Below are 25,246 nucleotides of genomic sequence, written 5' to 3'. Positions count from 1 at the left end.
AAGTAATGTGAATTGGCGGTGGGAAATTTTCCCATTACCAAAAATAGCACCTCAATCCTCCGAAAGAAAGTGCCATGCAGAACATTACCGCCAGCGACCTGAAAGAATTTCACCCCCTGAGTGGCGCCCGCGCCGCCAAGACGGCAGAGCACGATCCGCTTGCGATGCTCAGCGCGCTTGATCATGACCGGTTTCACAGGTTTGGCTGGGGGCCGAAAGTGGACCCGCGTTTCCCGACGATTGCCGCCGCACTTCTGCATCAATTGCGGACCCAGCCCGACGCTGTGGCGGCCGAGGCGGCGGGCCAGCGCCTGAGCTACCGCGCGCTTGATCTGGCGTCGGACAGGCTTGCCGATGTGTTGTGCGCGCAGGGTGTCCGGCGGGGCGACGCGGTCTGCCTTTACCTGCGGCGATCGCTTGAAATGGTGATCGGCATTACCGCGATCATGAAGCTGGGCGCGGCCTATGTGCCCCAGCATGTCGGCGTGGCCCCGGCGGAAACGCTGCGCCATATCGCCGGGGTGACCGGGGCAAATGTCATCCTGACCCTCAGCGAGATGGCTGATCTGGTGCCGGTTGATGCGGGCCAGACCCTGATTGCGATTGACCAGGTCCTGCAACACGCCGCACAAGACCAGCCCGTGACCGCCACGATGACTTCTCCGGCGCGACCGGAGGATGTGGCGATGATCCTTTTTACATCGGGCACCACGGGCGTGCCGAATGGGGTTCAGGTAACCCATGCAAACCTGGCCAACATCCTGCTGACCGCGCCCGGTGATCTGGGCATGGCCCCGGGGCGGCGTGTCGGGCAGATCCTGTCCATCGCCTTTGACATGGCCGCGTGGGAGACGCTGGGTGCGCTGTCAAACGGTGCAACCCTTGTCATTCGCGGCACATCGATTCAGGAAACCGCCGAGATGGTCGATGTGTTGATCGCAACCCCGTCGATCCTGAATTCGCTTGACGCCAGCCGATGCCGGCAAGTGCAGGTGGCGGCTGTCGCCGGGGAGCCGTGCCCGCGCCCCCTGGCGGATACCTGGTCCGGCTTCTGCATGTTCTACAATTCCTGCGGTCCGACCGAGACGACGATCATCAATACCGCGGATCCGCATCGGCCGGATAAACCGATCCTGACCATCGGTCGCCCGACGCCCAACAACACGGTCTATGTTCTGGACGAGGATTTGCGCCCGGTGCCCATCGGCCACAAGGGCGAGATGTGGGCCGGTGGCGATTGCGTGACAGCCGGGTATCTGGCGAACCCGGACCTGACTGCTGAGCGGTACCGCCCCGATCCGTTCCGTCCCGGCCACATGATGTTTCGCACCCGCGATCTGGGCCGCTGGACCGAGGATGGCGCGCTGGAGCATTTCGGCCGGGTTGACGATCTGGTGAAAATTCGCGGCTTTCGGGTGGAGCTGGACGGGGTTTCAAGCGCGCTCGAAGCCTCGGATTGCTGCCAACAGGCGGTGACGCTGAAATATGACAACCGGACGCTGGTCAGCTTTATCTCTCCGGCGACGGCCTGTCCGAAAAAGGCCGCCCACGAGGTGGCCGAACGTCTGCCCTATTATTGCAGCCCGGCCGCGGTATTGCCGGTGGCGGCATTGCCCCGGACGCCGCGCGGCAAGCTTGACAAGCGGCTGTTGCTGAAACGCGCGCAAGAGCATTTCGCGACGCAAACAGGGGAGCAGGCGCAATGACGACCCAGACCACGAATGTCACCGGCAAGCGGCTGAACTGGCGGCGGATCACGCGCCATCCCGCGTTCATGGAGTATCGTCGCCTTGCCTTTATCGTGGCGGCGGTAAACCTGTTTGTTTTTGCGACCGGCCTGCGCGACGGGCGCTGGGGTGCGGATGGGGCCTATGCGCTGGCGCCGATTGCCGACATGGCGCTGATCAACCTGTCTCTGGGCATCCTGATCCGCCAGCAACGGGTTGTGAATGCCTTGTTCTGGCTTGCGACGCGGGTGCCGGTCAGTTGGCCGCTATGGATCCGCTGGGGCGCGGGCAAGGTGTTTCACTTTGGCGGGCTGCATTCCGGTGGGACGGTCGCCGGCACGATCTGGTTTGCCTTTTTGCTGTTTGCGATGGGTGCAAACCGGTTAAATGGCGCGGTTCTGCCGTCGGACCTGACCCTTGGGCTGAGTGCGGCAATGGTGGCGCTGATGGTGCTGATGATCGTGTCCGCGATCGGCCCGATCCGGGCGCGGTTTCACAACGCGTTTGAAAAAATCCACCGGTTTGCCGGGTGGACGGTGCTGGGTCTTTTCTGGGCGCAGACCGTTTCGATCACGCGCGACATGGGTGGTGTGTTGACCGAAACCCCGGCGTTCTGGATGCTGTGCCTGATCACGCTGTCGATAATCTCGCCGTGGTTGAGCCTGAAGAAGGTGGATGTCGAGATCGTCAAACCATCTGATCACGCGGTGCTGGCGCGGTTCGATTACGGCGACACCCCTTTTCCGGGCAGTTCGAACGCGATCAGCCATACACCGTTTGGTGAATACCATTCCTTTGCCAATATTCCTGCCCCGGGTGCCTCGGGCTACCGGCTGGCGATTTCCCGGGCCGGGGACTGGACCGGGGATTTCATTTCATCGCCGCCTGATAAGGTCTGGGTCAAGGGCATCACCACCAGCGGTGTCGCCCGGATCGAGGTGCTGTTCAGGAGGGTGGTCTATGTCGGCACCGGGTCGGGTATCGGGCCAATCCTGCCGCATCTCTTGGCGGGGGAAGTGCCCAATCGCCTGATCTGGTCCACCCGCAGTCCGCGCAAGACCTATGGCGACGCGCTGGTCGATGAGATCGAGGCGCATACCGAGCATCCGTTGATCTGGGATACCGATGAAGAGGGCAAGCCGAACCTGTCGGCGCTGGCCTTGCAGGCGGTACGTGAAAGCGGGGCCGAGGCGGTGATCGTCATCTCGAACCAGAAGCTGACCCGCAAGGTCGTGTATGACATGGAAAGCCTGGGCATTCCCGCCTATGGCGCGATCTGGGACAGCTGAGATGTATGAAACGATCAATGTGAAAACCGAAGGGCGGGTCGCCATGATCCGCTTCAACCGCCCGAAGCAGTTGAATGCGCTTAACACCCAGGTGATGGAGGAGGTGCTGGATGCCGCCACCGGGTTTGATGGCGCGGCGGGTATTGGGTGTCTGATCCTGAGCGGGAATGAGCGCGCCTTTGCGGCGGGGGCCGATATCGCCGAGCTGGCGGTGCAGGATTACACCAGCATGCAGGCGCGCGATTTTTTCGCCGGATGGGACAGGTTTGCTGCGTTGCGCCTGCCCAAAATCGCGGCGGTCGGCGGATATGCGCTGGGCGGGGGATGCGAGGTGGCGATGATGTGCGACCTTATCATCGCCGCGGAGACCGCCAAATTCGGCCAGCCCGAGATCAGGATCGGCTGCATTCCCGGCATCGGCGGCACCCAGCGATTGACCCGGCTGGTCGGTCGGGCGCGGGCCATGGACATGATCCTGACAGGGCGCATGATCGACGCCGCCGAGGCCTTGCAGATGGGGTTGGTCAGCCGGGTCGTGCCTGCCGGCGATCTGGATGATGTCGCCTTGGCAACCGCGCACACTATTGCGGGCTATCCCCGGGATATTGCCCAGATGGCAAGGGCTTGCGTGAACATGACCGACCAAAGCACGCTTGAGACGGGCGCGCGGTATGAGCGGCAGATCTATCATGCGCTCTATGGTTTACCGGCGCAGCGCGAGGGGATGGCCGCGTGTCTGGAGAAGCGGGAGCCGGTGTTCCACGAGGGTTGAAGCCCCTTGGATCGGATGCGCGCCTTGGCCCGGTGATACAGAGCGTACGGCCAGGGTCACCGCGCGGTTGCAAAACCTGAAAGAGAAGAAACGGGCATATGTGCTGGCCTCGCCCTCTGGGCTGGGCGGGCTGCCTGTGCAGCGGGCACGTATCCAAACGCGCCAAATTATGCTATCCTAGGTTGTTTTTAAAAGACTGCATTTTCCATTTCGATTGATGAGGTTTTCCCATGACAATGAAATCTTCAAAGCTTTTTGCGCTGTTATGCTCGGCCACTGTAATGGCCATTTCGGCGCCGCAACGCCCCGCCGAGGCGCAGGCCTGTACGCCCGATCTCAAGGCCGATGAGGTGCTGGACAGTGACACCGAAGCGCTGGCCGTGGGCCTGCGGTGGTGCGGCCTGATCGGGGCCCCGTCGGTGGATGATCCGTCGCTTGTGGGCGAAACCAGTTTCAAGGACATGTTGTGGCGTCGCCACGAGCGGGCGTCGGAATGCATCTGGATTCCGCAATGCCGGATCACGCTGCGGTCGGCGGCGGGGGTCGTGAAGGATGACTATCAGCAGATCGCCGATATCGATGATCCGCTGCTGGATGACGACGATCCCGGGGATGTGGTGATCCGCGTGCCGGACGGGCCGGATGACGGCACCGCGCTGGACCGCGACTATTCCGAGCTTCGGCAGCTTTGGCAGAATTGCGACCTGGCCTGGGGCGAGCAGGAGAAGGGCCTGCTGGCGCTGTCTCTGGGTCGGTTCATTGGCCGGGACGAGAATGACAACACGGTCTCGGTCGGGGTCGCCGGGGTTGCGCTGGACTATGACGATGTCAGCGACGACATGCCGTTGGAACGCCCGGCGCTGGCGGTCATTGATCCGACCTTCGTGGGCGATGCCAATACCGAACGCACCTTGGGCCATGAGGTCGGGCATAAGCTGGGTATCTGTCACCCGGATCAGACATGTGCCACCGCGGGGGATGCCACCGGGTCGATCATGGATAGCGGCGCCGGCACGATCCTGATTACCGAAAGCCAGTGTAACGCCGCGCGCGACAGGCTGTCAGGTTCAACCCAACTGGATCCGCCAGCCGGGACTGGGGATGTTCTGGGCCTGATCGACGGGCGCGGTGACCCGGATGAAGCCAACATTCCCGACCTGATGGATATCCGCAAGATCGTCGCGGTCGACGATACCGAACGCGGCGAGGGCCTGCGGCTGGTTATTCGGCTTCAGGGCGCGCTGGGGGCCAATCAGGTGCTGCATCTGGTGGCGATGGATACCGACAATGACAGCACGACCGGCGCACCGCTTGCGCCGCTGGTGCCCAATTCCACGCTGACCGGCGTTGATCTGGCCGTGCTGGCGCAGGCCAATGAAAACGGTGTTGGTCCGGTGCAGGTGCGCGTGGCACAGGGGAACGCGCTGGTGGTGCAGAATGTCCCGGGTGTCGCGGCCATCGGCCATAATGTGCGGGTCACTGAACACGGCCCCGATGCGTTGCCACCACAGGTTCTGGCGTCGGACATGGAATTTACGTTCAGCGCCGCCGCCCTTGGGTCGCTGGGTCTGGATGTGACCACCGGCAGGCTGTTTCCCGATGGGTTGCGAGTGCAATCGGCGACGGTTGTGAACCTTGGCGATGGTGAAACCTTTGTCGATGAGGGGCCGAACGCGGCTGCCGTGCTGGGCTTTCCCGATCCCGACTTCCCAAGCGTCGTGACGGCGGGCCCGGCCTGTGCCGGTGATCTGATGGGGGTCGAGGTGAAGGGGCTGGCCAATGGTCGCGAGGTCATGGCCTATCTGGGTGAGGCCAAGATTGAACCGGGTGTCGTGACCAATCAGGAGGGTGATGCCAGCTTTGACATTCTGGTGCCCGAAGATGCGGTCGCCGGTCCGACCCTGCTGACCGTGGGCGTCAAGGATCCGACGAATGCGGTAACGGCCGATACGATCATCGACCTTTGCCCCGATGGTGGCAGCGGTGGTGGCAATGAACGCTCGGTCTATCCGGCGAAAGTGATCTGCGGCAGCGCCACCGATGACCGCAGCGTCAATTTTGCCCTTGGGCGTTATGCGACGACGGTGAACGTGTTCAACCCTGGCAAGAAACCCGCACGCCTGTCCAAGGCGCTGGCGCTTGCAGTCCCGCCGGGTCGGGAAAAGCCGGGCAAGGTCATACCGATTGCTGAACGCGAAGTGCTGCCCGCCGGGCAGGCGATGGCCGTGCAATGCGATGAGTTGATGGAGAAAACGCAGATGGTCGACGGGGATTTCCTTGACGGTTTCGTTGTGATCGACAGCAGTTCGCCGTTGATCGTGACGGCGGTTTATTCGTCGATCGGCAAGGATGGTGAACCCGGGCCGGTGATTGATATCGAACATATCGCCGCGGCGCCCTGATGGCTTTGCAGCGCCGCTGATCGTGGCGCTGCAAGTCTGTAAACCGCTCGTTTTAGAGTGTGGCGCGGGGGAGGATGCCCCCGGCCAGACCCGTCAGTCGGCGACCGAGCTGAGGTAGGATTGCACCAGCTTGGGGTCGCCTTTCCCGTGCCAGGCCGCCTCGCTCATATCCGGCAATTCATGCGCGATGCCTTTGTGGCAGGAGATGCAGGTTTTCTCTCCGGTCAGCAGGAACCGCTCATGGGCCTCGGAGGCGCGTTTGCTTTGCAGGGTGATGTCCATGCTTTCGGACGAATGGCAGTTGCGACATTCCAGGCTGTCATTTGCCTCGAACCGAGCCCATTCATGGCTGGCCAGTTCCAGCCGCTTGGCCTCGAACTTTTCGCGGGTGCTGATGGTGCCGAAAATCTTGCCGTAGACCTCTTTGGAGGCGGCCATCTTGCGGGCGATCTTGGACGACCAGGCATGCGGGACGTGACAATCCGGGCAGGTGGCCCGCACGCCCGAGGCGTTGGAATAATGCACCGTGGTCTGAAGTTCGACGAAGACGTTATCGCGCATCTCGTGACAGCTGACGCAGAACTCCTCGGTATTGGTCAGTTCAAGCGCGGTGTTGAACCCTCCCCAGAAGATGACCCCCATCACAAAGCCCCCGATCGTCAGGAAGCCAAGCGAAAGATGCGTTGCGGGTTTGCTCATGACCCGCCAGAATCGCGATATCATTCGGCGCATTATTCGCTACCCCCGCCCTGGGACTGAATGTAATCCAGAACCTCATCCACATCGACAAAAGTGTTCTTCAGCTCAATCCGGGCTTCGGACTGGGGCACATGGCATTGTGTGCAGAAGAACCGCCGGGGGGAGACCGAGGCAAGGAATTGCCCGTCGCGGTCCATGAAATGCGTGATCGACACCATCGGCGCCTGGCTGACTTCGATCGCCGACCGGGCGTGGCAGGTCAGGCACTGGTTGTATTTGATGTCGATCTGGTAGCCATCGATCTTGTGCGGAATGACCGGTGGCTGTTCCGGGTAGTTGCGCACCTGCCGGATATCGGAATTCACGACTTTGGGGATGACCGGGGCATCCGGGTTTTCATCCAGAGGAGCAGTGCCGCGCAATGTGGCGACCTGGTTTTCGGCGAAAGCTGCCGAGACGGACAAGGCGATGATGGCGGGAATAAGAAGCTTTTTCATGATGTTACCCCGTTACCGGTTCGACTTTGACGGCACATTTCTTGAAATCCGTCTGTTTCGAGATCGGATCGGTCGCGTCAAGTGTCACCTTGTTGATCAACTGGCTTGCATCGAACCAGGGCACGAATATCAGCCCGCGCGGCGGCTTGTTGCGGCCACGGGTTTCAACGCGGGTAATGATCGCGCCACGCCGCGAAGACACGCGCACTTCGGAGCCGCGCCGCAGGCCCTGGGCCTTGGCGTCATCAGGGTGCATGTAACAGAGCGCATCGGGCACTGCCTTGTACAGTTCCGGCACGCGCTGGGTCATGGAGCCGGAGTGCCAGTGTTCCAGCACCCGACCGGTGGACAGCCAGAGGGGGTATTCGTCATCCGGGCTTTCGGCGGGGGGTTCATAGGGCAGGGCAAAGATCACCGCGCGCCCGTCCGGCTTGCCGTAGAAATCATAATCCGATCCGGCCTTGGCATAGGGGTCCGAGCCTTCCTTGAAGCGCCACAGCGTTTCCTTGCCATCGACAACCGGCCAGCGCAGGCCGCGTTCCTTGTGATAGGTCTCGAACGAGGCCAGGTCATGGCCGTGACCGCGCCCGAACTGGGCGTATTCCTCGAAGAGGCCCTTCTGGATGTAGAAGCCGAAAGCGGCTGCTTCGTGGTTGTTGTAGTCCGGGCTGGTTTCACTCAGCGGGAAGGCGTCGACCTGACCGTTGGCAAAGAGCACGTCATAGAGCGTCTTGCCTTTGTAGTCGGGGTTGGCGTCCAGAATGCCGGCCTCCCACACCTCGTCGGTGGTGAAGCGCTTGGAGAATTCGACCAACTGCCACATGTCGGACATGCTTTCCCCCGGCGCATCGACCAACTGGTGCCAGAATTGCGTGCGGCGTTCGGCATTGCCATAAGCGCCCTCTTTTTCGACCCACATGGCGGTGGGCAGAATCAGGTCGGCGGCTTCGGCGGTGATGGTCGGGTAGGCATCCGAGACCACGATGAAATTGTCGGGGTTGCGATAGCCGGGATAGCCTTCCTCCATCATGTTGGGCGCGGCCTGCATGTTGTTGTTCACCTGCACCCAGTAGCAATTGATCTTGCTGTCCTTCAGCAGCCGGTTTTGCAGCACCGCATGGGCGCCGACCTTGTCAGGGATCGTGCCCTCGGGCAGTTTCCAGATCTTCTCGGCAAACTTTCGGTGTTCTTCGTTCGCGACCACAAGATCGGCGGGCAGGCGGTGGGAAAACGTGCCGACCTCGCGCGCGGTGCCGCAGGCCGAAGGCTGGCCGGTCAGCGAGAAGGGCGAATTGCCCGGGGTCGAAATTTTGCCGGTCAGCAGGTGGATATTATAGATCATGTTGTTGACCCAGACGCCGCGGGTGTGCTGGTTCACGCCCATGGTCCAGAGCGACATGACCTTGGTATCCGGATCGGCATAGAGCTTTGCCATCTCTTCGATCCGGTGGGCCGGTACGCCTGACATCTCTTCAGCGTATTCCAGCGTGTAGGGGGCGACGAATTCGGCAAACTCCTCGAAGGTCATCTCAGAAGAACCGCCCGCCTTGTCGTTGTTTTCAGCGGCCTGTTCCAGCGGGTGTTCAGGGCGCAGGCCATAGCCGATATCGGTGTTACCCCGGCGGAAATTGACGTGTTTACCAACGAAATCCTGGTTCACGGCGTCGTTCTGGATGAGGTAATTGGCGATATAGTTCAGCAGCACCAGATCGGTTTGCGGTGTGAACACCATTGGAATGTCGGCCAGGTCGAAACTGCGGTGTTTGAAGGTCGACAGGACCGCCACCTTGACATGCGGGTGGCTGAACTTGCGATCGGCAATCCGGGTCCACAGGATGGGGTGCATCTCGGCCATGTTCGAGCCCCAGAGAACGAAAGCATCCGCATTCTCAAAATCGTCATAGCACCCCATTGGCTCGTCAATGCCGAAGGTGCGCATGAATCCACCCACGGCCGAGGCCATGCAATGCCGCGCGTTGGGGTCGATATTGTTGGACCTGAAACCCGCCTTCATCAGTTTCGAAGCGGCATAGCCTTCCCAGACCGTCCATTGGCCCGATCCGAACATGCCGATGCCTTTCGGGCCTTTTTCTTTCAGCGTGGCTTTCCATTTCTCGGCCATGATATCGAAGGCTTCGTCCCAGGAGACGGGTGTGAAATCCCCTTCCTTGTCATAGACGCCGTCGGTCTTGCGCAAGAGAGGCTGTGTCAGGCGGTCCTCGCCATACATGATCTTTGACAGGAAATAGCCTTTGACGCAGTTCAGGCCGCGGTTCACCTCGGCCTTGCTGTCGCCGTGGGTGGCCACGACCCGGCCGGCCTTGGTGGCCACCATGATCGAACAGCCCGTACCGCAAAAGCGGCAGGCCGCCTTGGACCATTTCAGTTCGGTCAGCTCAGCCTCGGTGACAAGGTTCTGCGCGGCGGCGGGCACCGCTACGCCAGCCGCTGCGGCTGCGGCGGCCACGGCCTGGGCTTTGATGACATCGCGACGGGTAAATTCTGCCATGGCAGTTTTCCTTCTGGTTCGGTTACGGGGCGGACGCGTCAGCCAGGGCTTCGGCGTGATGGTAGACAAGGGCGGCGCTGACAACGCCGTCCAGAAGTTGAATATCGGTAAGCGCCTGAACGATGGCGCTTTCATCGGGGGTTTCGAGCGTCACGATGATTTTGCCGACTGCATCGGAATGCGCGACCTCGGCAATGGGCATGTCGGTGATGCTGTTGACGACCTGTGGCACCAGGTCCGGCTTCGCGGTGATCAGAAGGCTGGAGATATGTGTTTTCTGGGTCATGCGGCGACCTCCCTTTCGGTCAGTGGCGCAAGGGTGATGGCGGTGACAGGGCAGGCACCGATGCACATGCCACAGCCGGTGCAGCTATCGTGATCCACCCTCAAGGCGCCCACCGGACGTTGGGAGAGGTCAAACACAAGCGCCTCGCTGTCGCAAAAATCCGTGCAAAGCTGGCACGACACGCCCGAGGCAAGCAGGCAGTCGCCAGAAACCGTCAGGCTGTTTTGCCAGGCGGGCTCGCTTTGCGCGTCGAAAACGCCCTGGGTGCAGGATGCGGCGCAGTCACCGCAAAAGGTGCATCCGGTATCCGAGAAATCCACCATCGGTAGGCCCGCATCGTCGAGCTTCAGGATGTTTTCGGGGCAGGCAGACACGCAGTCATTGCAAGAGGTGCAGTTCGTCAAGGCGTCTTGCCGCACCCAAGGAGGCCGCTGCACCGCCAAAGCTGGCTGCGACGCACCGCGCAGGAAATTCCTACGGTTCATGTCTTGCGTGCTCATCTCCGGCTTAGTGGCTCGGAGGGCCAAGCAGTATTTGCGACATCCAGATCAGAAATCCGTATCCGCCAACCAGAACAAAGCTGAGAATGGGTGCCAGGAGCACCGCCAGAAAGAAAAAGATACGCAGCTCGCTGGATTTAGAAACAACGTCAACTTGCGCACGCGACTCGCTCTCAAATTGGCTCATAGAGCCTCCCTGAAGATTCAAATTTTGAGTTCGCGCGTTTCCAATCTCACTTTGCGTCAGGCGCGCTGGGTTGTCTAGGGCCTGGCGTCAATTCAAACCCCGATCTTGCCGGACCCGGCGCAGGGTCGGATCCGGTGATTTGTTTGGGGCACCAAGGACATCAGGTGCGCGCGGCGGGGGCTCTACCCAAGAAAACCGCCCGATTGCCGTGCCCAAAGGCTGGCATAGAGGCCGTTTTCCGCCAGCAGGTCGGTATGGCTGCCATCCTCGACCACCCGGCCTTCGTCCAGCACCACGATGCGATCCATCTGCGCGATGGTCGACAGGCGGTGGGCGATGGCGATCACGGTCTTGCCTTCCATCACCCCGTAGAGCGTATCCTGAATGGTGGCCTCGACTTCGCTGTCCAGCGCCGAGGTGGCCTCGTCCAGGATCAGGATCGGGGCGTTCTTCAGGATCACGCGGGCAATCGCAATGCGCTGGCGTTGACCGCCAGAGAGTTTCACTCCGCGTTCCCCCACCTGTGCATTGTAACCGGCACGTCCTTCGGGGTCGCGCAGATCCTGAATGAACTCATGCGCCTCTGCCCGTTGCGCAGCCGAGATCATCTGAGCTTCGGTCGCATCGGGATTGCCATAGAGGATGTTGGCGCGCACCGACCTGTGCAGCAGGGAACTGTCCTGTGTCACCATGCCGATATGCTTGCGCAAGCTGTCCTGCGTGACATCCGATACGGATTGCCCATCGATCAGGATGCGCCCGCTTTCGGCATCGCGAAACCGCAAGAGCAAGTTGACGAGGCTTGATTTGCCCGCACCTGACCGCCCCACAAGGCCGACACGCTGCCCTGCGGGAATGGTCAGGTTGATGCCGTCCAGACCGCCGTGATTCTTGCCGTAGTGATGGCTGAGATTCTCGACCTGGATATCGGCGCTTTCCACAGTCAGGGTAAGGGCGTTTGGTTTGTCCACAACATCATGGGCAACAGCAATCGACCGCAGGCTTTCCCGGATCACCCCGGCATTTTCAAATAACTGGATGGTGACCCAGACGATCCAACCGCTCATGCCGTTCAGACGGATGGTAAGCGCGGTGGCTGCCGCAACCTCGCCCACGGTGACCTCGCCCCTGGTCCAAAGCCAGATTGCCGGTGCAATGACGCCGACAATCAACATGCCGTTGATCAGGTTCAGGCCAAATTCCATCTCGGTCATCAGGCGCATGAAGCGCTGAAACCGGAGGCGCAGCCGGCGCATGGCGGAGAGGGCGTAGGTCTGCTCGCGGTCCCCGTGCGAGAACAGCTTGACCGTTTCGATATTGGCATAGGCGTCCACGACCCGTCCCGTCACCAGCGAGCGCGCGTCGGACCACTTTTCCGAGGCGGTGGCGACGCGGACGGCGATTTTCCAGACATAGATGATGTAGACAACCAGCCAGAGTGCGAGCGGTATGGCCAGCCGAACATCCATCTGGCTGAGGATGAAAATGGCCCCGGCTACATAGGTCATCGAAAACCACAGGCCTTCGAACGCCAGATAGGCGCTATCTTCGACGGCGGGACCGATCTGCATGACACGGTTGGCCAGCCGCCCGGCAAAATCGTTCTGGAAGAAGCCCGACGATTGGCCCAGCAGGTGTTTATGCGCGCGCCATCTGGCCTGCTCTTGCAGGTTCGATGCCAGGGTTTGCCCTAAAAACAAATGGTTGAGGGCAAAAAGGCAGGGCCGCAGAAACAGCACGAAGAAGGCCGCCAGCAGAATCTCGGCCTGATGCTGTTGCCAGAATACGGTCGGGCCGGTCTGGGTCATCAGGTCAATCAGCCTGCCGGCATAGAATATCAACCAGTTCTCCATCAATGCCACGACCAGCCCCACCAGGGCGATCCAGGGCAGCCACCGGTGAAACGGTTTCAGCTGTGTGCGGATATAGGCCCACAGGGTAGAGGGCGGCGTTTCAGCCGCAACAGGGGCAAATGGATTGATGAGGTTTTCGAATTTTCGAAACATGATGCCCTCCGTAGGGCGCAGGATAAGATTGGGATGAGTCGGGGGGCTGAAGCCACCCTTTCAGGACCGGCTTTTCAGCTGTGGGGTGGGGTCCTGAACATTCTCATCGACATCTCTCCTTCATGAGTCGTGAGGCACAGCTATCAAAATTTGACGAGTCTGTCAGCACCCAAATGCGGAATTGTGGTGCGGGGCGGTCTTCGAGGGCTGTGTGGCCCCCGGCGGATTTGGGGTTTTTGATGCTTGACTAAAATAGTCGGATTGACTTATCCGACAAAATAACTCAGAAATAAAAGCAAGCCAACTCGGTGATTCCGGGTAAGCCAATGAAACACAGATCACCAAACGGAGTGGCTGATGCAAATCTTGGCACAAAATTTCGCGGATCACCCGACAATCCCCCGAAGCCGCACGGAGTTGATCTGTGCGGCGTTCGATTTCGGCGTTCCTTCTTTCCTCAGTCTCGAATGCTGTCTGGACGCGGTCGAGCGTACCGAATGGAGGGGGCTATGGTGGTAAGCGTGGCCAAGGAGACCGTATATCGCCCCGCTGATACCCTGCCGCTTTACGAGGCGCAGGATCTGACGAAGGGTGGCGATCTGGCAAAGATCAAGCTTGAGGATCAGCTTTATACCCTGCGGATCACCCGCGCGGGCAAGCTGATTTTGACCAAATGAACGCGCCTGTTTCCTTTCGTGGCGCCGCACCTGTTGGGCATATGGCCGAGCTGGGACCTGTGGAGGCAGGGGCGATCCTTTACCTGCGCCTCTGGAGCGATGGCCCGGATTCGCAAACCCAGGTTTGGAATGATTTCGCAACGGCCCTTGGTCCGGTACATGGGCGCAGGGTTCTGAAATCGTTTGAGGAACTTTGTGCACTTTGTGCGCGCCACGGCCGGCGACCTTTGATGCGCCATAACGTATCCTGCAATTGCGTGGGTGCCGACGAATCCTGCTTTGCCAATTTCATCGGCTATGCCAGCGAGGGCGCCCGCGAGGATGCCATGCTGATCGCCATCAATATCGTTCGGCCCGACATTGCGGGAACGCTTGTCGGTCTGGCGGAAGATTTCGGGTTTGCGCTGAAACGCATGGGCCTGAAGGCCGATCGCCTGGCGCAGCAGCAACCGCGAAGACACACAACCTATCATTAGCTAAGGAAGCCAATCCATGAAGACCCTCATTCTTGCCACCAGCGCGCTTGCCCTCAGCGTTGGTTTCGGTTCTGCGGTTATGGCCGCAGGCGATGTGACCAAATCGGACGTATTGGAAACATACGCCAACATCGCCCAGGCAAAATATGCCGACAGTCTAGTGGCGGCCCAGAATTTGCAGACCGCGATCAACGCGCTGATTACCGATCCATCCCCGCAGGCGCTTGAGGCTGCAAAAGAGGCTTGGATCGCGGCGCGCGTGCCGTACCAGCAGACCGAAGTCTACCGCTTTGGCAATGCCATCGTGGATGACTGGGAAGGCAAGGTTAACGCATGGCCGCTGGATGAGGGGCTGATTGATTATGTCGATGCAGGCTATGGCGGCGCGTCTGACGAAAACGCCTTTGCTGTTCTGAACGTGGTGGCATACCCGTCCTTCAGCCTGTCGGGCAATGCTGTGGATGCCAGCCAGATCACGCCGGAATTGCTGGCCGAGACGCTGCACGAGGCGGATGGGATCGAAGCCAATGTGGCAACCGGCTATCACGCAATTGAATTCCTGCTCTGGGGTCAGGACCTGAACGGTCACGACGCTGGTGCTGGCAACCGCCCCTGGACGGATTATGCGACGGGTGACGCGTGCACTGGCGGCAATTGCAATCGTCGGGCCGCTTACCTGAAGGCGGCCACCGATCTTTTGGTGAGCGATCTGGAATGGATGGCGTCGCAATGGGCCGATGGCGGTGCCGCGCGCGCAGAGCTGACAGCCAGCGAAGACAATGGGATTTCCGCGATCCTGACCGGCATGGGGTCACTTTCCTACGGTGAACAGGCGGGCGAACGGATGCGGCTTGGTTTGATGCTGAATGACCCCGAGGAAGAGCATGACTGTTTCTCGGACAACACCCATAACAGCCATTATTACGACGGTCTGGGAGTGCAGAACGTCTATCTGGGCGAATATGTGCGGATTGACGGATCGCTGATTTCCGGGCCGTCCCTGTCTGATCTGGTGGCCGCAACGGACGCTACGCTTGACGCTGAAATGCGAACCAAACTGGCCGGAACGATGCTGGCGCTTGGCCGGATCAAGACCGCTGCCGAAGCGGGCTTTAGCTATGACATGATGCTGGAAGCCGGTAATGAGGGCGGTGAGGCCCTGGTCATGGGTGGCGTGAATGGGCTGATTGATCAGACCCGTTCGATCGAACGGGTGGTCGGGGTGCTTGGCCTTGGCCAGATCGAGTTCGAAGGCTCAGACAGCCTCGATAACCCAACGGCGGTCTTCCAGTAAAAACCGGCAGGAAATCTCTGCGCCCCGATCAGTGGGGCGCAGACCGAATAACAGCGCGCCAGTCAGCAGTGACACAGCCAGCCATGACAAATGAAATGAGAGAGACATGAAGACTTACGTTTTGGCATCGGGCGCGGTGCTGTTTGGCATGGCTGGTGCTGCCCTGGCGGAAGAGGGCAGCGGGCCGTTCTCGGCTGAGTTCAGTATCGAATTACAAAGCGATTTTACCTACGATTCAACGGACCCGACAGCGGAAATCAACAATACCTTCGCAACCATTGAAGGCGGGCTGTCCTTTGCCTTCACCGATAGGACTTCGGTGAACGCGACCTTGTTGATAGAGCAGGTCATCGACCCGACCAGCGACAGTTTCCTCGAAGATCACGGGTTCTATGCCGAAGAGTTGTTCTTTGCCCATGATTTTGGTGCCGCACAGGTTGTCCTGGGTAAGTTCAACCCGGCCTTTGGATCGGCCTGGGACGCGGCGCCTGGTATCTATGGCGTTGACTTTGCAGAAGATTACGAAATCACCGAAAGGCTGGGCGGTGCGGTGATCGTGCCGTTTGCCGCTGCAAACGGTGAGCATGAACTGACCTTTTCGGTGTTTCAGGCGGATCGGACGATCCTGAGTGATTCCATCGGGACCGAACGGGGACAGAACAATCGCGGTGCCGGCGGTGTTTCCAATACCAGCAGCCCGGAATCCGTTGCCTTGTCAGTGTCGGGTGAATTCGGGTCGACAGGCTATAATGCCGGTATCCAGTATCAGGCGAAGGGCAGGGGCGATACGGCTGATCAGACCGGCCTTGTTTTCGGGGTCAATCATACCTTCGACGGCGGGTCATTCCCGCTGGAACTGCTGGCCGAGATCGCCTGGTTCGACGAATTCGACGGCACCAGCAATTCGACCACTTATGGCACGTTGGGCGTCGCGGCACCGGTTGGTCCGGTAACGGTCTCGGCGGTCTATTCGGTTCGCGATGTCGAGACGATGTCGACAGACCACCTGGCCACAGTGTCTGCCGAAATGGAATTTTTCGAGAATTTCACCGGCGCCATCGGATACCGATACGGGCGCGAGAGTGGAGAGCGCAACCACACCATCGGCACGTTGTTTGCCTATAACTTCTGAGGAAAGTCTATGATCGTCTGCCATTGTCAGAACATTGCAGATCACGACATTCACGCCGCTATCGACTGGATGAGGGCCGCCGACAACGCGGCCCTGATCACCCCTGGAAAGATCTATCACGCGCTTGGCAAGGCAGCGGATTGCGGCGGATGTATGCCGTTGTTTCTTGCGACGATGCGCAGCAACGATAATCTGGAAGTCCCCATGGAACTCCGCGCGCTCAGGCCGCGGTCAACACAGGAAAACCAAACATGCAAGGCGACAGTAAAGTCATTGACTACCTCAACCGCGCGCTCCGCAGTGAGCTGACGGCAATCAGCCAGTATTGGCTGCATTACAAGCTGCAAGAGGATTGGGGCCTCGGCCATATGGCCAAGAAAAGCCGCGAAGAAAGCATCGAAGAGATGAACCACGCGGACAAACTGATAGAACGGATCATTTTTCTGGAAGGGCATCCCAATCTGCAAAAGCTCGACTCGCTTCGGATCGGGCAGTCGCCCAAGGAAACGCTGGAATGCGACCTTGCCGCCGAACAGGAGGCGCGCGCACTTTACAAAGAAGCCCGCGAGCATTGCGACAAGGTTGGTGATCATGTGACGAAAGACCTCTTTGACGAGCTTTTGAAAGACGAAGAAGGCCATATCGACTTTTTGGAAACCCAGCTTGATCTGCTGGATAAGATCGGACCGCAGAACTATGCCCATCTCAACGCGTCGAAAATGGACGAAGCCGAGTAGTATCGTACTGGCAGCGGGGCTTTTTGGCCCTGCTGCTGTGGCGGGCCCGCTGGACGAGCCCCATCTGAATATCATTCCCAGAACAGCGGAGGAACAGACGCGGATCGAAGCGGTTCTTGCGCCGCCTTCGGATTTCGGCGCGCCGCAACAGTTCGAGGATATGTCGGCGGGTGCTGCCACGGTGCGGGTCCGCAATAACGCCGATGCGTTTTCACAACCCTCGGGCAACATGCCGTTTGCCGATGAGCTGGATTTCAAGGTCGGCAACGGGCTTTTCCGCAAACTCTGGGTATCGTCGCCCTCTTCTACGCTGGCCTCGGATGGGCTGGGGCCGCTTTTCAATGCGCGCTCGTGCCAGCGGTGCCATCTGAAAGACGGGCGCGGCCATCCGCCCGAAGGGCCCGAAGACAACGCGATCTCAATGTTTCTGCGCATCTCTATTCCCGGTGACGCAGGAACAGAGGTCGCCGAGATCGAGGACTATATAGCCACGGCACCTGACCCGACCTACGGCACGCAGTTACAGGATTTCAGCCTGCCCGGGCATCCTTCGGAATACCGGTTGCAGATTGATTACGAAGAATTCGAAATTGCATTGTCGGATGGTGAAGTCGCCTCACTGCGCCGCCCAACCTATACCGCTGCCGATCTGGGGTATGGCCCGCTGCATCCGCAGGCGATGCTGTCACCCCGTGTGGCACCCCAGATGATCGGGCTTGGCTTGCTTGAGGCAATCCCGGCGGCGGATATTCTTGCCAATGCTGACCCGGAGGATACCGATGGCGATGGTATCTCGGGACGGGCGAATATTGTCTGGTCGGTCGAATATGATCAACCGATGTTGGGACGGTTTGGCCTGAAGGCTGGGGCACCGACGGTGCGCCATCAGTCTGCCGGTGCGTTTGCCGGGGATATCGGGATCTCAAATCCGCTCTTTACCGGGGCTTGGGGCGAATGCACCGAGGCGCAGACCGATTGTCGTGCTGGCCCGCATGGGGATGGCGACGACCGGGTCTATGAAATTGGGCAGGAAGGTCTGGATCTGGTGTCATTTTACAGCCGCAACCTGGCCGTGCCCGCCCGCCGTGACGTGGGGGACGCGCAAGTGTTGCGCGGCAAGGAAATGTTCAATGCGCTGGGGTGCACATCGTGCCATCGGCCCGCCTATGTGACGCATCGTTTGGAAGACCAGCCCGAGCAGAGTTTTCAGTTGATCTGGCCCTATACCGACATGCTGCTGCATGACATGGGGGAGGGGCTGGCAGATAACCGGCCCGAGGCACGTGCAACAGGCCAGGAATGGCGTACACCGCCGCTGTGGGGCATCGGATTGACCGAACAGGTTTCGGGCCATAGTTATTTTCTGCACGATGGCAGGGCACGATCGCTTCTCGAAGCCGTGCTGTGGCATGGTGGCGAGGCCGAGCTGCAGCGCGATGCGGTGATCGATATGCCTGCCGAGGACCGGGCCGCCCTGATCCGTTTCCTGGAAAGCCTATGATGAGACGTCTTCTTGTTCTTATTTTGCTGGTTATAGGACCGGTTTCTGCGGTTGCTGACGGCAAGTCAATACCCTTTCAGGAGATTGTCGAGCAGGATATTCTGCCGGGCTTTGCAGAGCTGAACCAAAAGACGGCGATCATGGCGGACGAGACTGAATCTTCCTGCAACGCCGCTGATTTGCGCCGGAAATATATCGAGGCATTTCGGGCATGGGCCCGGGTCAGCCATCTGCGTTTTGGGCCGTCTGAACAGGAAAACCGCGCCTTTGCGCTGGCTTTTTGGCCCGATCCGCGCGGCAAGACACCCAAAGCCCTGCGGAAATTGTTGCTGAACCCTGATCCCGATGCTCTGACGCCTGAAGCCTATGAACAGGTTTCGATTGCGGCGCGGGGGTTCTATGCGCTGGATTACCTGCTGTTTGATCCCGAGATCGCAACGCTTGGTACGCCGGATCAGCGCTGTGCGCTGGTGCGGGCCGTGGCCCGGGATATTCACGCAACTGCGCAGGATCTGGATCTGGCATGGCACGGCTATGCTCCGGTGCTGACCGCGCCCGGTCCGGATGCGCCTTATCGCTCAGGCGATGAAGTCTTGCAGGTGCTTTACAAATCCGCTTCGACCGGCTTGCAATTCACGGCTGACATGCGGTTCGGACGCCCATTGGGGACGTTTGAAAAACCGCGCCCGAAACGGGCCGAGGCCTGGCGGTCGGGTCAAAGTCTGGCACTGATCCGTCAGGCGGTAGCGGGCAGTGGTGGGCTGGCGTTGCGATTGGCGGCTGATGATCCGGTCCTGGCCAGCCGTCTTGATTATGCGCTGACACGGTTCGATCAGAGCGCCGCTGAGCTTGGTGACCCGACGCTTGCCGGTGTGTCTACACCACAGGGCAGGATCAGGGTTGAGGCGCTGTTGAATGACCTGAACGCCATCCGGAGGATCGTCGATCAGGACCTTGGCGCTCATCTGGGGGTCATCGCCGGGTTTAATGCGCTGGATGGAGATTGACATGACGTCGCGGCGCCATTTTCTCGGAGGGCTTTTGACAACCGGCCTGATGCCGCATGTCGGGTGGGCTGAAACCGGTAATCCCGCCTATTTGTCTGCGGCGCGCCTGCCTTCTGGGCGGTATGCCCTCTTTGGCCTGAACGGTTTGGGCGAGGTGGTTTTCGGCATTCCGTTGCCAGGGCGAGGCCACGCAGCCGCTGCCCATCCGACCCAGGCGCTTGCGGTTGCGTTTGCCCGGCGTCCGGGCAGGTTTGCGATGGTCATCAATTGTAAATCCGGTCAGATGGTGTCGCGGTTGGAAGCGCCAGAAGGACATCATTTCTATGGTCATGGGGCCTTTTCTGGTGATGGCGCAGTACTGCTCACCACCGAAAATCATTTCAATGACGCGCGTGGCATGATCGGCATGTGGGACGCAAAGGATAACTATCGGCGCATCGGGGCGATGCCGTCTGGCGGTGTTGGCCCACATGAACTGCGCCTGATGCCGGATGGCGAAACTTTTTTGGTGGCAAATGGGGGTATTGAAACCCACCCCGATGCTGGACGCGCCAAGCTGAACCTGCCAGATATGCGTCCAAATCTTAGCTATCTGGCGCTGAATGGGGCCTTGCTGGAACAGCACCAGCCACCTGTGGAGTGGCACAGGAATTCCATGCGACATCTGGCGGTGCATGCGGACGGGCATGTCGCCGTTGCTTGCCAATGGCAGGGCGATCTGGCTGAAACGCCCCCTCTCTTGGCGACCCACCGGCGGGGGCAACCCCTGATGTTCCACGAAACCGGACGTGGGTTGGAGCGCGAGATGCAGGGTTATGCAGGCAGCGTGGCGTTTTCCGGAAATGGCGGGGAAATTGCCCTGACTGGTCCACGGGGCGGTGTGGCGCTGATCTTTGAAACGACGGGAAAACTGCGGCGTCAACTGATGGAAACGGACATTTGCGGTGTGGCGGCGGGCGGGTCAGATTTCGTCTTTACGACTGGCACGGGGCGCATATTGGTCGGTGCCGCACAAGAGCGCCGGGTGCATGATTGCCAATGGGACAATCACCTGGTGGCAATAGGCTAACCCTTATCGTATCGGATCAAAAAGCGCGTCTTTCATCCGGCAGTCCCTTATCACATCGCGGCCGCATGGCACGGGTGTGAGATTCTTGGACAGGCAAAGCCGTGCCTCTTGAATACGCCCATCGCGGCAGGTGATTGTCAGCATATCGGCGTCCCAGTCAGGATTGGCCTTCAGAAACGCTTCTTCGACCACCTTGGCTGGCAACGTGACCGGTTTGGTGAGTTTTCGAAAAACCTCGGGCCGGTTCACAGCCTTATAGGCCTCGCGCGCGTGTGCATAAAATGCCGGGGCGGACAGGCCAGTACAGGTGCCATGCTTTTTCCACTGATACCAGGCCAACCCGGATGTTCCCATGATATCAGCCATTTCTGCGGTCATGGCGCGGGACGGAGGACGTTCAGCGGATTGGCAGTGGGACGGGTAGCCGCGATGAAATTGTGGCCAGAGACCGTGCAGGACCCAACCGTGATCGGCGGATGCGTCGCATTGCGGTGATCCTCTTTCATCGCCTTCGATTGCGCACCATGTCGGCGACCAGCTGAGCGACAGCACGTAGTAATCAAACTCGCCAGCACGCTCACCTTCGGCCAGGGCAGCGGTGGCAGAGATCAGCAACAACAACAGGGCGCGCATATTTCGGACTTTCTTTTCTTGTTCGACGTCACTATATAGCGCCCAAGTTCCCCGACAACGGAAACCCGTCCCGGCCCCCGGGACCGCCTTTCCAGGCGACGGGAAAGATATGCCTGTAGGAGATCTGAGATATGGCAAAACCGCTTATGGCCCGCGCCACAGCCGTCTGGCTGGTGGACAACACAACGATCAGCTTCAAGCAGATCGCGGATTTCGTCGAGATGCATGAACTTGAGGTTCAGGGCATTGCCGATGGCGATGTGGCCGCAGGCGTGAAGGGCTTTGATCCGATCGCCAATAACCAACTGACCCAGGATGAGATCGACGCCGCCGAAAAGAACCCTTTGCATAAGCTGAAGCTCAAGTTCAACGCTGCCGCGCAGGGCGAAGAAAAACGTCGCGGCCCGCGCTACACACCGCTTAGCAAACGTCAGGATCGCCCAGCCTCGATTCTGTGGCTTGTCAAGTTCCACCCTGAGTTGGCCGACAGCCAGATTGCTCGTCTGGTCGGCACCACCAAGCCGACAATTCAGGCGATCCGCGAACGGACCCATTGGAACATCTCCAACATTCAACCGATTGATCCGGTTGCGCTTGGCCTTTGCAAACAGTCTGAACTGGACGCCGCCGTGCAAAAAGCTGCGGCCAAGAAGGCCAAGGAAGGCGAGTCGATGAGCGATGACGAGCGTCGCAAGCTTCTGAGCACGGAACAGAGCCTGGGACAAGAAGCCGAGCCGCGCATTCCGACCGCCATTGAGGGTCTGGAGACCTTCAGCCTCAGCGGTAGCACCGATGACGATGAAGAAGAGGAAAAGGAATTCGACGCCGACAGCTTCTTCAACTTGCCGGAAAACAAGGGCGACGACGAAGACGAACAGCCCTGAGACAACTCGAATATACTGCGAAAACCCCGGTCAGACAGGCCGGGGTTTTTCGTTCAGGGGTGCGAAATGCCCGGCGTCAGTGCTACTGATATTTCTGGCGCTCATTGATAATCAGATCCGCCGCACATTCAGAAATCTCTGCGATCTGCTTGTGATCCGCCAACCATGTGAGGTTGGTTTCGGATCGGGCCAATGCAGCCCGTCGCAAAACCATAATACGTGCCCTGTGGCTGCTTACAAATTGTGCCTGTGGGATCAGTTTCTCAAACGGGCTATCGACGCGGATGGCTTCAAAATATCCCCCCGACAATGCCAGAAACGCAAAGGCGCAGTTCGCCTTCGCGCCGCCGCATTCGACCGCACATAGATCAGCAATAGGTTTTGTGGACGGTGAAGACAGCAGCCAGCTTTCAACAGGCGCGCGCCACCGGTTGCCGGATGAGTGGTCACCATAGCCATATCCAAGTGACAGAATACCGGCCATCCCCAACGTTTCGGCATCATCCGCAGACACCGAGGCGCGCAGGTCCGGCGCAATATGGCGCAGCACCGCCAGACCATCTCCGCGCGGTTCCGGGGTGCCGGACAGGTAATCAAGATAGGGCTCAAGGTCCGACATCAGAAACTCGGACGCGCGTAGCTTGTCACGCATCGATTGGTTGCCATATAGCGCCACAATGCGCGTCGGATGATCCGCCGCCTGATATTCCTGCAACCGGTTCAGCCGTTCGATCAGGCCCAGCCGGGGCACGGGTTGCGCCGCGCGAAGAAAGGCGTGGGCGTATTCATTGCCCAATGCGGCCTCGACAGAAATCCAGGTTTTGCCAAATAGCGTATGTTCCGAAATATCGCGAAACAGTGCACGTGTTTCATCTTTACTCAGGGACATCCGAAAAGGTGACGGCCCCAGGTCGGTGGTTTCGATCCGGCCCAGCAGCAAACGCGCATCCGCATTCCCGGCACGTGCCAGTTCCGCCAACATAATCAGGCTTTTCTGATCGCGACCTTTCAGCCAGTATTCGGTTGCGCGCTCCAACGTGCTTTGCGCTTGGGCAAACCCGCTCCAGACGGTGAAAACCGTGATGAGCCAGAGTAACAACCGTGTCCGCATATCCTATCTTCCGCCCGTCCCTGTTCTCAGCCTAGGCGTGATAGCGCAAACCACAAGCTTCTTTTCAATTGTTCTGATGTTGTCAGAGTGCCTTGCGGGCTGAAAGCGCGGCGCTGATCGTGCCGTCGTCAAGGTAGTCCAATTCGCCACCGATCGGCACCCCTTGCGCCAATGAGGTCAGCGTCACACGATCTTCCAGCTGGTCGGCGATGTAATGCGCTGTGGTCAACCCGTCGACGGTGGCGTTGAGCGCCAGGATCACCTCGGTGATCGCTTCGCTGTCGACCCGGTCGATGAGCTTGGGGATACGGAGCTGGTCGGGGCCGACCTGATCCAGCGCGCTCAGCGTGCCGCCCAGAACATGATAGCGTCCCTTGAACACGCCGGCGCGCTCCATCGCCCAGAGGTCGGCCACATCCTCGACCACGCAGAGCAAACCGTTGGCGCGTTTTTCGGCCTCGCAGATGTCGCAGATATCGGTGGTGCCGACATTGCCGCAGTTCAGGCATTCGCGCGCGGTTGCCGCAACGGTCTGCATCAGGTCCGCCAATGGGATCAGCTGCAGATCACGCTTGCGAATGAGGTGAAGCACCGCCCGCCGGGCCGAGCGCGGGCCCAGACCCGGCAATTTCGCCATCATCTGGATGAGAGCGTCGATATCGCGCGTGCCGTTCATCAGGTGGCCTGTTTCAGAACGGCAGGTCCATATCCTTGGGCAGGCCCATGCCTTCGGTGATCTTGCCCATTTCTTCCTTGGCACGTGCGCTGGCTTTTTGCTGCGCGTCCTTGATTGCGGCCAGGATCAGGTCTTCGACCACTTCCTTGTCGTCGGCGTTAAAGATCGACGGGTCGATGTCGAGGCCTTTCAGCTCGCCCTTGGCGGTGCAGGTGGCCTTGACCAGACCGGCACCGCTTTCGCCGGTGACCATCAGGCTGTGCATTTCCTCCTGAAGGCTGGCCATTTTCTGCTGCATTTCCTGCGCGGCCTTCATCATCTTGGCCATATCGCCCATCTGGCCCAATCCTTTGAACATGATATCTTCCTCAGTTGTCGGTTTAGTTACCGCCTAGATACGGGCCTGACGCCTCAGGAACAAGACAAAGGGACCGTCAACTTGGTAGATAAGTGCTTTATGCAAGCATCCGGTATTTGAAACTCGGCTAAGCGGGACAGAATTTACATTCGCTGCACACGCTTCAATGGCCGCTCTTTATTCGTCATAGGTCGTGCTAAGAAACTAAAACTGCCGTGCCAGAGAGCTGCTCATCGGTCTAGTTGTCTGCGGATACGCGCCTGATGAAACAAACGGCGGTGAAGTTATCCTGTCCCTCCCCAATCCGTCCGCGTCCGGGTCCCTGAACACCTCTTCAGAATCAGTGCTTACGGACGCAGTTCCAATTTGGTTTTTGTCATGAACAATGCCCCTGCCATAGCCTTGGTTGTAGGAATCCATGGCAAGGATAGAGAGGAAAAGATCTTTCGAAATGGTCATGATTACGTCCTTCGAAACATGACATTCAGAATGTTTCGTAATGGGTGGCCAAAGGGTAAGCTCTTGTTAAGCGGGATACATTGATGTCCCGAGTTCAAACAGGGCAGCAGCTTTTCGACACGCCCTTCTGTCACGGGGTCCTGGGTCGCCCGAACGGTGATGCGTCTTAGTGCGTAGCCTGCGCCGAAATGCTCTGTCAGATCGTCAGCATCGACTTCCTGCACTGTCGAAGGATCGTTCAAATCCTCGAATGTCACCATCTGCGGCCAAAGGTCCGGCCGAACATCCAGCGGGGCGGTCTGGTGGGCCGCTGCCTTGCTGACCATGCGAGGCGGCACAGATCTCAGATCCTCAGCAT

At 59.5% G+C, this 25,246-nt stretch carries 26 protein-coding genes; 14 read left to right on the top strand and 12 right to left on the bottom strand.

Translation table 11 applies throughout. From position 1 onward, the window contains the following. Positions 1–74 precede the first annotated feature (74 nt). The 4 genes from Q1B27_RS05745 (at position 75) to Q1B27_RS05730 (ending at position 6,190) form a co-directional block, all read left to right on the top strand. The gene (locus tag Q1B27_RS05745; RefSeq protein WP_299845016.1) at positions 75–1,706 is read left to right on the top strand and encodes an amino acid adenylation domain-containing protein; all 1,632 of its coding nucleotides are present in this window, start codon (positions 75–77) and stop codon (positions 1,704–1,706) included. Then, complete coding sequence (locus Q1B27_RS05740) at positions 1,703–3,016, top strand: hypothetical protein (protein WP_299845013.1); 1,314 nt, start codon at positions 1,703–1,705, stop codon at positions 3,014–3,016. The genes Q1B27_RS05745 and Q1B27_RS05740 overlap by 4 nt, the downstream gene beginning before the upstream one ends. A 1-nt stretch (position 3,017) precedes the next feature. Continuing rightward, positions 3,018–3,788, top strand: a complete 771-nt coding sequence (locus tag Q1B27_RS05735) for an enoyl-CoA hydratase-related protein (RefSeq protein ID WP_299845011.1) — start codon at positions 3,018–3,020, stop codon at positions 3,786–3,788. A gap of 230 nt (positions 3,789–4,018) precedes the next feature. Next, the gene (locus tag Q1B27_RS05730; RefSeq protein ID WP_299845008.1) at positions 4,019–6,190 is read left to right on the top strand and encodes a hypothetical protein; all 2,172 of its coding nucleotides are present in this window, start codon (positions 4,019–4,021) and stop codon (positions 6,188–6,190) included. A gap of 93 nt (positions 6,191–6,283) precedes the next feature. Here Q1B27_RS05730 and Q1B27_RS05725 read toward each other — a convergent pair whose 3' ends face one another. The 7 genes from Q1B27_RS05725 to Q1B27_RS05695 form a co-directional block, all read right to left on the bottom strand. Then, positions 6,284–6,889: a NapC/NirT family cytochrome c gene (locus Q1B27_RS05725; protein ID WP_299845005.1), complete on the bottom strand. Its 606-nt coding sequence runs from the start codon at positions 6,887–6,889 to the stop codon at positions 6,284–6,286. Between the two features lie 32 nt (positions 6,890–6,921). Beyond that, positions 6,922–7,386 (bottom strand): nitrate reductase cytochrome c-type subunit, encoded by a 465-nt coding sequence (locus Q1B27_RS05720; protein WP_299845002.1) that lies wholly within the window; start codon positions 7,384–7,386, stop codon positions 6,922–6,924. A 4-nt stretch (positions 7,387–7,390) separates the two neighbouring features. Continuing rightward, positions 7,391–9,895 (bottom strand): nitrate reductase catalytic subunit NapA, encoded by a 2,505-nt coding sequence (napA, locus tag Q1B27_RS05715; RefSeq protein ID WP_299844999.1) that lies wholly within the window; start codon positions 9,893–9,895, stop codon positions 7,391–7,393. Between the two features lie 22 nt (positions 9,896–9,917). Next, positions 9,918–10,181, bottom strand: coding sequence for a chaperone NapD (locus tag Q1B27_RS05710; protein WP_299844996.1), 264 nt, complete (start codon positions 10,179–10,181; stop codon positions 9,918–9,920). Continuing rightward, positions 10,178–10,666: a ferredoxin-type protein NapF gene (napF, locus tag Q1B27_RS05705; protein ID WP_299844993.1), complete on the bottom strand. Its 489-nt coding sequence runs from the start codon at positions 10,664–10,666 to the stop codon at positions 10,178–10,180. The genes Q1B27_RS05710 and napF overlap by 4 nt, the downstream gene beginning before the upstream one ends. Positions 10,667–10,688: 22 nt before the next feature. Beyond that, complete coding sequence (locus Q1B27_RS05700) at positions 10,689–10,868, bottom strand: periplasmic nitrate reductase, NapE protein (protein ID WP_299844990.1); 180 nt, start codon at positions 10,866–10,868, stop codon at positions 10,689–10,691. A 182-nt stretch (positions 10,869–11,050) separates the two neighbouring features. After that, a complete protein-coding gene (locus Q1B27_RS05695; RefSeq protein ID WP_299844987.1) occupies positions 11,051–12,874 on the bottom strand; it encodes an ABC transporter ATP-binding protein in 1,824 nt (607 codons plus the stop codon). Between the two features lie 509 nt (positions 12,875–13,383). Here Q1B27_RS05695 and hemP point away from each other — a divergent pair. The 9 genes from hemP to Q1B27_RS05650 all read left to right on the top strand — a co-directional run bounded on the left by hemP (position 13,384) and on the right by Q1B27_RS05650 (position 20,767). Further along, positions 13,384–13,551, top strand: a complete 168-nt coding sequence (gene hemP / locus Q1B27_RS05690) for a hemin uptake protein HemP (RefSeq protein WP_299844984.1) — start codon at positions 13,384–13,386, stop codon at positions 13,549–13,551. Continuing rightward, positions 13,548–14,027 (top strand): hypothetical protein, encoded by a 480-nt coding sequence (locus Q1B27_RS05685; protein ID WP_299844981.1) that lies wholly within the window; start codon positions 13,548–13,550, stop codon positions 14,025–14,027. The genes hemP and Q1B27_RS05685 overlap by 4 nt, the downstream gene beginning before the upstream one ends. Before the next feature lie 16 nt (positions 14,028–14,043). Next, on the top strand, positions 14,044–15,321 hold the full coding sequence (locus Q1B27_RS05680) for an imelysin family protein (protein ID WP_299844978.1): 1,278 nt from the start codon (positions 14,044–14,046) through the stop codon (positions 15,319–15,321). Between the two features lie 106 nt (positions 15,322–15,427). Further along, a complete protein-coding gene (locus Q1B27_RS05675) occupies positions 15,428–16,453 on the top strand; it encodes a hypothetical protein (protein ID WP_299844975.1) in 1,026 nt (341 codons plus the stop codon). Between the two features lie 9 nt (positions 16,454–16,462). Continuing rightward, positions 16,463–16,762 (top strand): (2Fe-2S)-binding protein, encoded by a 300-nt coding sequence (locus tag Q1B27_RS05670; protein WP_299844972.1) that lies wholly within the window; start codon positions 16,463–16,465, stop codon positions 16,760–16,762. Further along, positions 16,705–17,190: a bacterioferritin gene (gene bfr, locus Q1B27_RS05665; RefSeq protein ID WP_299844969.1), complete on the top strand. Its 486-nt coding sequence runs from the start codon at positions 16,705–16,707 to the stop codon at positions 17,188–17,190. The genes Q1B27_RS05670 and bfr overlap by 58 nt, the downstream gene beginning before the upstream one ends. Then, the gene (locus Q1B27_RS05660) at positions 17,150–18,691 is read left to right on the top strand and encodes a di-heme oxidoredictase family protein (protein WP_299844966.1); all 1,542 of its coding nucleotides are present in this window, start codon (positions 17,150–17,152) and stop codon (positions 18,689–18,691) included. Before bfr ends, Q1B27_RS05660 begins: the two co-directional genes overlap by 41 nt. Beyond that, positions 18,691–19,698 carry an imelysin family protein gene (locus Q1B27_RS05655; protein WP_299844963.1) on the top strand — a complete coding sequence of 336 codons (1,008 nt, stop codon included), beginning with the start codon at positions 18,691–18,693 and terminating at the stop codon, positions 19,696–19,698. Before Q1B27_RS05660 ends, Q1B27_RS05655 begins: the two co-directional genes overlap by 1 nt. Position 19,699: 1 nt before the next feature. Then, positions 19,700–20,767, top strand: coding sequence for a DUF1513 domain-containing protein (locus Q1B27_RS05650; protein ID WP_299844960.1), 1,068 nt, complete (start codon positions 19,700–19,702; stop codon positions 20,765–20,767). A gap of 3 nt (positions 20,768–20,770) precedes the next feature. On the opposite strand, the gene Q1B27_RS05645 is transcribed toward Q1B27_RS05650, so the two are convergent. Beyond that, entirely contained in the window at positions 20,771–21,400 is a 630-nt protein-coding gene (locus tag Q1B27_RS05645; RefSeq protein WP_299844957.1) for a ribonuclease T2, read from the bottom strand. Between the two features lie 131 nt (positions 21,401–21,531). On the opposite strand from Q1B27_RS05645, the gene Q1B27_RS05640 reads away from it, so the two are divergent. Beyond that, positions 21,532–22,284: a DUF1013 domain-containing protein gene (locus Q1B27_RS05640; protein WP_299844954.1), complete on the top strand. Its 753-nt coding sequence runs from the start codon at positions 21,532–21,534 to the stop codon at positions 22,282–22,284. Positions 22,285–22,366: 82 nt separating this feature from the next. Here the strand turns inward: Q1B27_RS05640 and Q1B27_RS05635 are convergent, their stop codons facing one another. The 4 genes from Q1B27_RS05635 to Q1B27_RS05620 all read right to left on the bottom strand — a co-directional run. After that, the gene (locus Q1B27_RS05635) at positions 22,367–23,395 is read right to left on the bottom strand and encodes a hypothetical protein (RefSeq protein ID WP_299844951.1); all 1,029 of its coding nucleotides are present in this window, start codon (positions 23,393–23,395) and stop codon (positions 22,367–22,369) included. An 82-nt stretch (positions 23,396–23,477) separates the two neighbouring features. Beyond that, positions 23,478–24,071: a recombination mediator RecR gene (gene recR, locus Q1B27_RS05630; RefSeq protein WP_299844948.1), complete on the bottom strand. Its 594-nt coding sequence runs from the start codon at positions 24,069–24,071 to the stop codon at positions 23,478–23,480. A 13-nt stretch (positions 24,072–24,084) separates the two neighbouring features. Next, positions 24,085–24,429, bottom strand: coding sequence for a YbaB/EbfC family nucleoid-associated protein (locus Q1B27_RS05625; protein ID WP_299844944.1), 345 nt, complete (start codon positions 24,427–24,429; stop codon positions 24,085–24,087). Positions 24,430–24,890: 461 nt separating this feature from the next. Continuing rightward, a partial coding sequence (locus tag Q1B27_RS05620; RefSeq protein ID WP_299844943.1) for a hypothetical protein occupies positions 24,891–25,246 on the bottom strand: 356 nt, incomplete at its 5' end.

This window comes from uncultured Roseovarius sp., from assembly GCF_947489715.1.
Classification (GTDB): domain Bacteria; phylum Pseudomonadota; class Alphaproteobacteria; order Rhodobacterales; family Rhodobacteraceae; genus Roseovarius.
Note: the sequence above shows the minus strand (reverse complement) of the source record. Positions and strands in the feature narration are given on the sequence as shown.